Annotated in this window: 5 protein-coding genes; 3 read left to right on the forward strand and 2 right to left on the reverse strand. The window is 68.2% G+C overall.

Features of this window, described 5'->3' with window-relative positions; translation table 11 throughout:
* Positions 1 to 26 precede the first annotated feature (26 nt).
* On the reverse strand, positions 27 to 581 hold the full coding sequence (locus BZL64_RS14865; protein ID WP_086769663.1) for a hypothetical protein: 555 nt from the start codon (positions 579 to 581) through the stop codon (positions 27 to 29).
* A 90-nt stretch (positions 582 to 671) separates the two neighbouring features.
* Positions 672 to 908 (reverse strand): hypothetical protein, encoded by a 237-nt coding sequence (locus BZL64_RS14870; RefSeq protein ID WP_086769664.1) that lies wholly within the window; start codon positions 906 to 908, stop codon positions 672 to 674.
* Positions 909 to 1,143: 235 nt separating this feature from the next.
* Here BZL64_RS14870 and thyX point away from each other — a divergent pair, with 235 nt between their 5' ends.
* From thyX to BZL64_RS14885, 3 genes are all read left to right on the forward strand, one after another.
* Positions 1,144 to 1,884 (forward strand): FAD-dependent thymidylate synthase, encoded by a 741-nt coding sequence (gene thyX / locus BZL64_RS14875; protein ID WP_086769665.1) that lies wholly within the window; start codon positions 1,144 to 1,146, stop codon positions 1,882 to 1,884.
* 192 nt (positions 1,885 to 2,076) lie between these two features.
* Positions 2,077 to 2,976, forward strand: coding sequence for a 4-hydroxy-tetrahydrodipicolinate synthase (gene dapA / locus BZL64_RS14880; RefSeq protein WP_086769666.1), 900 nt, complete (start codon positions 2,077 to 2,079; stop codon positions 2,974 to 2,976).
* 127 nt (positions 2,977 to 3,103) lie between these two features.
* The gene (locus BZL64_RS14885; RefSeq protein ID WP_086769667.1) at positions 3,104 to 4,789 is read left to right on the forward strand and encodes a ribonuclease J; all 1,686 of its coding nucleotides are present in this window, start codon (positions 3,104 to 3,106) and stop codon (positions 4,787 to 4,789) included.
* Positions 4,790 to 5,131: the final 342 nt, after the last annotated feature.

Consider the following 5,131-nt stretch of genomic DNA (forward strand, 5'->3'; position numbering starts at 1 on the left):
CGGACCGGGCCCCTTCACGTATGGCCTCAGGGCCGGCGGTACTCGTCGGCCCACGCCTCCACCGAGTCCGCGGCCCGGTCGAACGCCTCCGGCCGCGCCAGGAAGTCGGCCCCGTGCGTCGTCAGCAGCGGCAGCGGCCCCTCCGAGGCCCGGTCCCGCCGTACGACGGTCAGCGCCTGGCCCTGCACGGTCCGCGGCAGCCCCATCCAGCGCACCGGCTGCTGAGCGGTCCGCACCGCCACGACCCGGTTCCAGGTCACCGTCCGCGTGATGAAGAAGTTCACCTGCCGCACCCCGCGCGAACTCACCCACACCCCCATCCGCAGCAGCCGCAGCGCACAGGCGATCACCAGCAGCGAGACACCGAAGATGACACCGGCCTCGGACACCGAGCCGGTCAACGCGATGACCACCGCCGCGAACAGGACGTACGAGGCGAGCAGCAAGCACAGCGCGGCCGCCGCGACCCGCCACGGGCCGGGCCGGTAGGGACGCCGCCAGTGCTCACGGTCGTCGAAGGGCAGCGCGACGTCGTCCGCCGCCTCGAATGCGCGGTCGGCCGTCAGGAAGGGCAGGGGCACGGCTGATCCTCACTCGTCCATGCGTGGGCTGTGCCGGTGAGGCTATCCGGCTGTGTCCCCGCTCACCACCTTCGGGGGTCCGGACGGGCGTCAGCGGTCCTGCGAGGCCTGCGACTGCTGGGTCTGCGCGGAGTGATCCAGGGACAGCGCCGGCATCCCGACGACCAGCGAACCCACCAGCGAGGCCACGATGGTGAGCCCCAAGAGCCAGCGCCCGGCTATCTCCCGCCAGGAGGAGCGCTCGGGGGGCGGCGGAGTCACATTGCTACGGAACCTGTCGGCCTCGGCGAGGAAGGCGAAGGGTACGGGTTCGCGCCGGCGGAACATGGTGGGTACTTCCTCCTGGGGAGACAGCCGTGAGTGATTGCGTCGTCTATGACGCGTCGTCAGTGCAATGTCGTCAGCGAAGCGTCGTCAGTGATACAGACGAGCGAGTGCCCGAAAACGTGCCCCATATCAGCAGACGTCCCGCACGAGTCTCGCGGGCGCCCGGCAACTCCCGGCCCGGCGACCCCCGTAAAGTTGGCGCCGCTCCGAAGACGCGATGGAAGGACCCCGAACCGTGACCCCCACCCCTGACGACGAGGCCAAGATCGAACTCCGGAGCGACGTCACCGTCGAACTGGTCAAGCACACCGCGTCCGACGCGGACGTGCTGTTCGCGGCCCGCGTCTCGACCGCCGGCGAGCAGTCCCTGGACGAGCTGAAGAAGGACCCCGAACGCTCGAAGGGCCTGATCAACTACCTGATGCGGGACCGCCACGGCAGCCCCTTCGAACACAACTCGATGACCTTCTTCATCAGCGCCCCGATCTTCGTCTTCCGCGAGTTCATGCGGCACCGCGCAGGCTGGTCCTACAACGAGGAGTCGGGCCGGTACCGGGAGCTGCAGCCCGTCTTCTACGTCCCCGGCGAGGACCGCAAGCTCGTACAGCAGGGCCGCCCCGGCAAGTACGTCTTCGTGGAGGGCAGCGAGGACCAGCAGGCGCTGGTCGGCCGCAGCATGGAGGACTCCTACCGCCAGGCCTATTCGGCCTATCAGGAGATGCTCGCCGCCGGCGTCGCCCGCGAGGTCGCCCGCGCGGTCCTCCCGGTCGGCCTGTTCTCCTCGATGTACGCCACCTGCAACGCGCGCTCCCTGATGCACTTCCTCGGCCTGCGCACCCAGCACGAACTGGCCAAGGTCCCGTCCTTCCCGCAGCGGGAGATCGAGATGGTCGGCGAGCGGATGGAGTCGGAGTGGGCGCGGCTCATGCCCCTCACCCACGCGGCCTTCAACGCCAACGGCAGGGTCGCCCCCTAACGGAGACGTATGTACGGATCATCCGTGCGAAGTGTCCGTATTGCGGCATTTAGAGAAGTTCATCTAGCCTGATCAAACGGACCCGGCACTGCTTGAACCCCCGAGCAGGCAGTGCCGGGCTCCGCATTTGTCACCACTTGTCGCCTGCCCCTAGGGCAGACCCCACCCTGAGCAACGAGTAGCGTGTTACCCATGGCTCCGACCTCCACTCCGCAGACCCCCTTCGGGCGGGTCCTCACCGCCATGGTCACGCCGTTCACGGCGGACGGCGCACTCGACCTCGACGGCGCGCAGCGGCTCGCCACCCACCTGGTGGACGCAGGCAACGACGGCCTGATCGTCAACGGCACCACCGGCGAGTCCCCCACCACCAGTGACGCGGAGAAATCGGACCTGGTACGCGCCGTCCTGGAGGCCGTCGGAGACCGGGCCCACGTGGTGGCCGGAGTCGGCACCAACGACACCCACCACAGCATCGAGCTGGCGCGCGCGGCGCAGCGGACCGGCGCACACGGCGTGCTCGTCGTCACGCCGTACTACAACAAGCCCCCGCAGGAGGGCCTGTACCGGCACTTCACGGCGATCGCCGACGCCACCGAGCTGCCCGTCATGCTCTACGACATCCCGGGCCGCAGCGGCGTCCCCATCGGCACCGAGACGCTCGTCCGCCTGGCCGAGCACCCGCGAATCGTCGCCAACAAGGACGCCAAGGGCGACCTCGGCCGCGCCAGCTGGGCCATCGCCCGCTCCGGCCTCGCCTGGTACTCCGGCGACGACATGCTGAACCTGCCGCTGCTCTCCGTGGGCGCGGTCGGCTTCGTCTCCGTCGTCGGCCATGTCGTCACCCCGGACCTGCGCGCCCTCGTCGACGCGTTCACCTCCGGTGACGTGCAGAAGGCCGCGGAGATCCACCAGAAGCTGCTCCCGGTCTACACGGGCATGTTCCGCACCCAGGGCGTCATGACCACCAAGGCCGCACTCACCCTCCAGGGCCTCCCCGCGGGCCCGCTGCGGCCACCGATGGTGGAACTCACCGCGGAAGAGATCGCCCAGCTCAAGATCGATCTCGCCGCCGGCGGGGTACAGCTCTGACACCAGACTTCACAACTGAATACGGCAGGCCACCGGTGCCTGCACCCATCCACAACTGCTTCTGCACGAACGTCACGAGCGCCACGTGCCCGACCGGTACGTGGCGCGCGTGTTTGAGGAGAGTCTTTTGAGTCATCCGCACCCTGAACTGGGCCCGCCTCCGCCGCTCCCCGAGGGAAGCCTGAGGGTCACCCCGCTCGGCGGCCTCGGCGAGATCGGCCGCAACATGACGGTCTTCGAGTACGGCGGTCGCCTGCTGATCGTCGACTGCGGAGTGCTCTTCCCCGAGGAGGAGCAGCCGGGCATCGACCTGATCCTGCCGGACTTCACGTCCATCCGGGACCGTCTCGACGACATCGAGGGCATCGTCCTCACCCATGGCCACGAGGACCACATCGGCGCCGTCCCCTACCTCCTGCGGGAGAAGCCGGACATCCCGCTGATCGGCTCCAAGCTGACCCTCGCCCTCATCGAGGCCAAGCTCCAGGAGCACCGCATCCGCCCTTACACCCTTGAGGTGAAGGAGGGGCACCGCGAGCGCATCGGCCCGTTCGACTGCGAGTTCGTCGCGGTCAACCACTCCATCCCGGACGCGCTCGCGGTCGCCATCCGCACGCCGGCCGGCATGGTGGTCCACACGGGCGACTTCAAGATGGACCAGCTCCCGCTGGACAACCGCCTCACGGACCTGCACGCGTTCGCCCGGCTCAGCGAGGAAGGCATCGACCTTCTCCTCTCCGACTCGACGAACGCCGAGGTCCCGGGGTTCGTCCCGCCCGAGCGGGACATCTCCAACGTCCTGCGCACGGTCTTCGCGAACGCCGGCAAGCGGATCATCGTGGCGAGCTTCGCCAGCCACGTCCACCGCATCCAGCAGATCCTGGACGCGGCCCACGAGTACGGCCGCCGGGTCGCCTTCGTCGGCCGCTCGATGGTCCGCAACATGGGGATCGCCCGCGATCTGGGCTATCTCAAGGTCCCGCCGGGACTGGTGGTGGACGTCCGCACCCTCGACGACCTTCCGGACCACGAGGTGGTCCTGGTCTGCACGGGCTCGCAGGGCGAACCGATGGCCGCCCTGTCCCGCATGGCCAACCGTGACCACCAGATCCGCATCGTCGACGGCGACACCGTGATCCTGGCGTCGTCACTCATCCCCGGCAACGAGAACGCGGTCTACCGCGTGATCAACGGCCTGACCCGCTGGGGTGCGAACGTCATCCACAAGGGCAACGCCAAGGTGCACGTCTCGGGCCACGCGTCCGCGGGCGAACTCCTGTACTTCTACAACATCTGCCGGCCGAAGAACCTGATGCCGGTCCACGGCGAATGGCGCCACCTGCGCGCCAACGCCGAGCTGGGCGCCCTGACCGGCGTCCCGCACGACCGCATCGTCATCGCCGAGGACGGCGTCGTCGTCGACCTCGTCGAGGGCAAGGCCAAGATCACCGGCAAGGTCCAGGCGGGGTACGTGTACGTCGACGGCCTCTCGGTCGGCGATGTGGGCGAGCCGGCCCTCAAGGACCGGAAGATCCTCGGCGACGAGGGCATCATCTCGGTCTTCCTGGTCGTCGACTCCTCAACCGGCAAGATCACCGCCGGCCCGCACATCCAGGCCCGCGGCTCGGGTATCGACGACTCCGCCTTCGGAGCCGTCATCCCGAAGATCAACGAGGTCCTGGAGCGCTCGGCGCAAGACGGAGTGGTTGAGCCCCACCAGCTGCAGCAGCTCATCCGCCGCACCCTGGGCAAATGGGTCTCCGACACCTACCGGCGCAGGCCGATGATCCTCCCGGTCGTCGTGGAGGTCTGACCGGCTGACGACACCTCGCAGGCGTCAACCCCGGAGCGGGGCCCCTCGATTTGCATCGGGGCGCCCCGCTCCAGTACGTTTACGGCTCCGCCAGAACGGGAACCACACGACGCCTAGCGCGCCGGACGGTGACCGGGAGGGGCGGGAAATCCGACTCAGAACTTCTGATAAAGTCGGAACCGCCGGAAAGGAAACCGCGAAACAAAAGCGGGAACCTGGAAAGCACCGAGGAAATCGGAACCGGAAACGGTCTGATAGAGTCGGAAACGCAAGACCGAAGGGAAGCGCCCGGAGGAAAGCCTGAGAGAGTCTCTCGGGTGAGTACAAAGGAAGCGTCCGTTC

The organism is Streptomyces bobili, from assembly GCF_002154575.1.
GTDB classification, from domain to species: domain Bacteria; phylum Actinomycetota; class Actinomycetes; order Streptomycetales; family Streptomycetaceae; genus Streptomyces; species Streptomyces bobili.

Coding starts and splice junctions, on each gene's coding strand:
- BZL64_RS14870 (WP_086769664.1), bottom strand. CDS start 908: ATGTTCCGCCGGCGCGAACCCGTACCCTTCGCCTTCCTCGCCGAGGCC.
- dapA (WP_086769666.1), top strand. CDS start 2,077: ATGGCTCCGACCTCCACTCCGCAGACCCCCTTCGGGCGGGTCCTCACC.